The sequence below is a fragment of the Streptomyces sp. YS-3 genome, assembly GCF_045257485.1.
In the GTDB taxonomy this organism is placed as follows: Bacteria; Actinomycetota; Actinomycetes; order Streptomycetales; family Streptomycetaceae; genus Streptomyces.
In genome coordinates, this window is the sequence record NZ_JBJHPC010000666.1 from 1 (window position 1) to 3680 (window position 3680).

Sequence of the window (3680 nt, forward strand, 5' to 3'; positions counted from 1 at the left end):
GACCGGTGCCGGCCGGGGGCGGACGGCTGGACGGGCGGGGCCGCCTCAGCCCTTCAGCCCGCTCGATGTCAACGACTGGATGAAGGTCCGCTGGGCGAACAGGAAGGCGAGCAGCACCGGAAGCACCGTGATCACATTGCCCGCCATCACCGCCGCCCACTGGGTGTGGTGCTGCCCCTGGAAGGTGGTCAGCCCCAGTTGGAGGGTGTACTGGGTGTCGTGGTTGATGGCGATCAGCGGCCAGGACAGGTCGTTCCAGGTGGCGAGGAAGGTCAGTACCGCGACCGTGGCGAGCGCGGGCCGGGCCAGCGGCGCCACGATCGAGAAGAGCACCCGCAGCCGTGAGCACCCGTCGATCCAGGCGGCCTCCTCCAGCTCCCTGGGCAGCGTGAGGAAGAACTGCCGGAAGAGGAACACCGCGAACGGGGTGACCAGCGACGGCACGATCAGCGCGCCCAGCGTGTCGATCAGCCCCAGCCACTTCATCACCAGGAACGTGGGGATCATCGTCAGCTGGAACGGGATCACCATCGTCGCCAGCATCAGCGCGAGCAGCGCCCGTGAACCCCGGAACCGCATCCGGGCGAAGGCGTAGCCGCCGAGCGAGCCGAGCACCAGGTTCGAGCCGACGGCGACGGTCGAGACGATGCAGGAGTTGGCGAACCAGCGCGGGAACATCGCGTTGCCCAGCACATAGCGGTACCCGCCGAAGTCGATCCCCCTCGGCCACAGCGCGGGCGGGAAGCGGTTGATCTCGGCGTTGGTCATCACCGAGCTGAGCACCAGCCACACCAGCGGCAGCGCGAAGAGCAGCGAGAGCGGCGCCAGCAGCAGATGCCAGGGGCTGAACGGCAGCCGGCGCCGTCGGGCGGTCCGCGGCACCGGCGCCGCCGCGGGCGCCGCGCCCTCGCCGACCATGGTGGAGGCGGTCATCGGGCCGCTCCTTCCGCGCGCAGGGGCCCGGCGGCGCTGCCGGTGGTGCGCTCCCGGTGACGGCGGTAGAGCGTCACCGCCGTGCCCGCGAGCAGCAGGGCGACCGCCAGGACGTACGCGGCGGCGGCCCCGTAGCCCGCGGTGAAGGTGCGGAACGCCTGCTCCCAGACGAAGTACACGATGACCGTGGTCGACTCCAGCGGGCCGCCCTTGGTCGTCACGTACACCAGGTCGAAGACCTGCAGCGAGGTGATCAGCTGCCACAGCACCAGGAACGCGGTGACGGGGGCGAGCGCCGGCAGCGTCACGTACCGCAGCACCTGCGCCCGGTTCGCCCCGTCCAGGCGTGCCGACTCCAGGAGTTCGGCGGGTACGTCCTGGAGCGCGGCGAGGAAGACCACGACGCAGAAGCCGGTCCCGCTCCACAGCGAGATCGCCAGGAGCACGGACAGCGACTGGCCGGGGTCGGTCAGGAAGCCCTGCGGGGAGACGCCCAGCTTGTGCAGGATCGAATTGGCCGCGCCGAACTGCGGGTCGAAGATGAAGGAGAACAGCACGCCCTGGGCGGCGGCCGAGATGACGAACGGCAGGAAGACGAATGTGCGGTAGAGGCCGACGAACCGGATCCGCCGGTTGAGCGCCAGCGCCAGCGCGAGGCCGCCGGCCAGGCTGAGCGGCACATAGACGCCCGCGTAGACGAGGGTGTTCTCCACCGCCTTGCGAAACCCCGGGTCCTTCGACAGGGCCCGGTAGTTGTCGAGGCCGACCCAGCGGCCGGGGGTGACCAGATCGTCGGCGCGGAACGACAGCAGCAGCGACCAGACGACCGGAACGACGCTCAGCCCCAGGATCACCAGGACCGACGGGCCGATGAACGCCCAGGCGGTGGCGGTCTCGCCGCGTGCCCGCCGGCGCCGGGCCCGGCGCCGCTCGGGGGGCTCCCGGTCGGCCGGGGCCAGGGTGAGCGGGCGGGGCGCGCCCGTACGGGATCCTCGGTCCACGACGACCCTCCTCATCGGGGAATCAGCAGGGCGGCGTCGGCCTTGTCGGCGCAGCGGCGCACCGCCTTGGCCGGGGAGGCCCGGCCGAGCAGCACGGACACCACCGCCTCGCCGGTGGCCCGGGAGATCTGCGGATAGGCGGGGTGGATGGGCCGCACCCGGGCGGTCTCCAGGGCCTTGGTGAAGACCGGGAGGCCGACGGTGGCGGCAGAGTGACGCTGCCACGCGCTCTCCCGCTCGGTCCGTCTGCTCAGCGGCAGACTGCCGCCCCCTATGTCCCACCGCACGTCCTGCGCGGGTGTGATGAGCCAGCGGACGAACTCCACCGCGGCCTTGGCACGCGCCCCGCCGTTGTCGAAGACGGTCCAGGTGTCCGGCCCGGAGATGGTCAGCGGCCGGCCGCTGTAGGTGGGCATGGGCACCACGTCGTACGGCAGCTTGGACTCCACGATGTTGGGCAGCTGCCACGGCCCGGTGATCACCATGCCCATCCGGCCCGAGACGAACACCTGGTACATCTGCTCGCTGCCGGGCTTGGGGTCGATGTAGACGCTCTTGTCGGCGACCAGCTGGGCCACCGTCTCCAGGGCCCGCCGTCCGGCCTCGGCGAAGCCGATGCTCTTGCCGTCGGGGGCGATCACGTCACCGCCCAGGTCCCAGATCATCGGCCACAGCCGCCACACGGTGTCCTCGTCGCCCGCGCCCGGCCAGGCGGTGCCGAAGACGCCGTGCCCCGCGTCGGTGAGCTTCTTCGCGGTCGCCACGAACTCCGGCCAGGTCCAGCCCGCCCTGGGCAGCGGGATACCGGCGCGCCGGAAGAGCGTGGTGTTGCAGGCGACGGCGAGCGAGTCGAGCAGCGAGGGCGCGGCCCGCACCTTGCCGTGCAGGGTGACGGCCTCCCTGACGGAGGGCCAGAAGTCTGTCCACGGCGGCGAGCCGTCGTGCAGCGCGCCGGTCAGGTCGACGACCTTGGGGCTGCGGGCGATGCTCGCGAGGTCCGAGCCGAAGATGTACGCGATGTCCGGGTAGGCGCCGGCCGCGAGCGCCGCCGTCACCTTCTGGAGCATGGCGTCGGCGACCACGCCGCCGCCGCTCGCGTTCACCCGGATGCGGGACTGCGACCGGTTGAAGTCGGCGGCGAGCGCCTCGACGGCCTTGGCCCCGATCTCGTTCTGGCCGTGCCACATCTCGATGGTGACCCGGCCGTCGGCGCCGACGCCGTCGGAGGTGGTCGCGGCGCAGGCGTCGAGCAGGGGTACGGCCGCGGCCCCGGCGACGACGCCCGCCCCGGTGCGAAGCACCCGGCGGCGCGGGAGGCCCGGGACGGGGTGGGGCTTGCTGGTGCGGTCCTGACCGGCGGGCATGGTCGTCCATCCCTTCGCGGGCGCGCCCCGCCTCGGACGCGGGACCCACGTCCTGGCGACTCGGGCCGGACTCCGGACCGGGTCAGGATCCGCTACCGGCTGGGCACGCCTCTCGAAGTGCCGGGCCGCACTGAGGCCCCGCACTGGCTGGATGAAAGCGCCTCGGGGAGCACGCGTCAAGTACCCCGGAGGGCCCGCCGACCGCGTGCCGCGGGCCACCACGCACCACCGCCGCGCGCAAGAGCGCGCTTTCGGCCTACTCGCCGGTACGGGGTGACCGGGTGACCCGGGAACGCGGAAGAGGCGAGGCGGGACGGGCGGCCGGCGCGCGGGTATCAGGGGGCGGTGAAAACCAGCTCCGACCAGCGGACCCCGGGACGCC

Annotated in this window: 3 protein-coding genes; all 3 read right to left on the reverse strand. The window is 72.5% G+C overall.

All coding sequences use genetic code 11. The features are described 5' to 3' along the window. Positions 1 to 45: 45 nt before the first annotated feature. From ACJA3G_RS32865 to ACJA3G_RS32875, 3 genes are read right to left on the reverse strand one after another with little or no spacing between them, the layout of a single operon-like run. On the reverse strand, positions 46 to 933 hold the full coding sequence (locus ACJA3G_RS32865) for a carbohydrate ABC transporter permease (protein ID WP_406556687.1): 888 nt from the start codon (positions 931 to 933) through the stop codon (positions 46 to 48). Next, complete coding sequence (locus ACJA3G_RS32870; RefSeq protein ID WP_406556688.1) at positions 930 to 1949, reverse strand: carbohydrate ABC transporter permease; 1020 nt, start codon at positions 1947 to 1949, stop codon at positions 930 to 932. The genes ACJA3G_RS32865 and ACJA3G_RS32870 overlap by 4 nt, the downstream gene beginning before the upstream one ends. Beyond that, complete coding sequence (locus ACJA3G_RS32875; RefSeq protein WP_406556689.1) at positions 1946 to 3298, reverse strand: ABC transporter substrate-binding protein; 1353 nt, start codon at positions 3296 to 3298, stop codon at positions 1946 to 1948. The genes ACJA3G_RS32870 and ACJA3G_RS32875 overlap by 4 nt, the downstream gene beginning before the upstream one ends. Between the last annotated feature and the right edge of the window lie 382 nt (positions 3299 to 3680).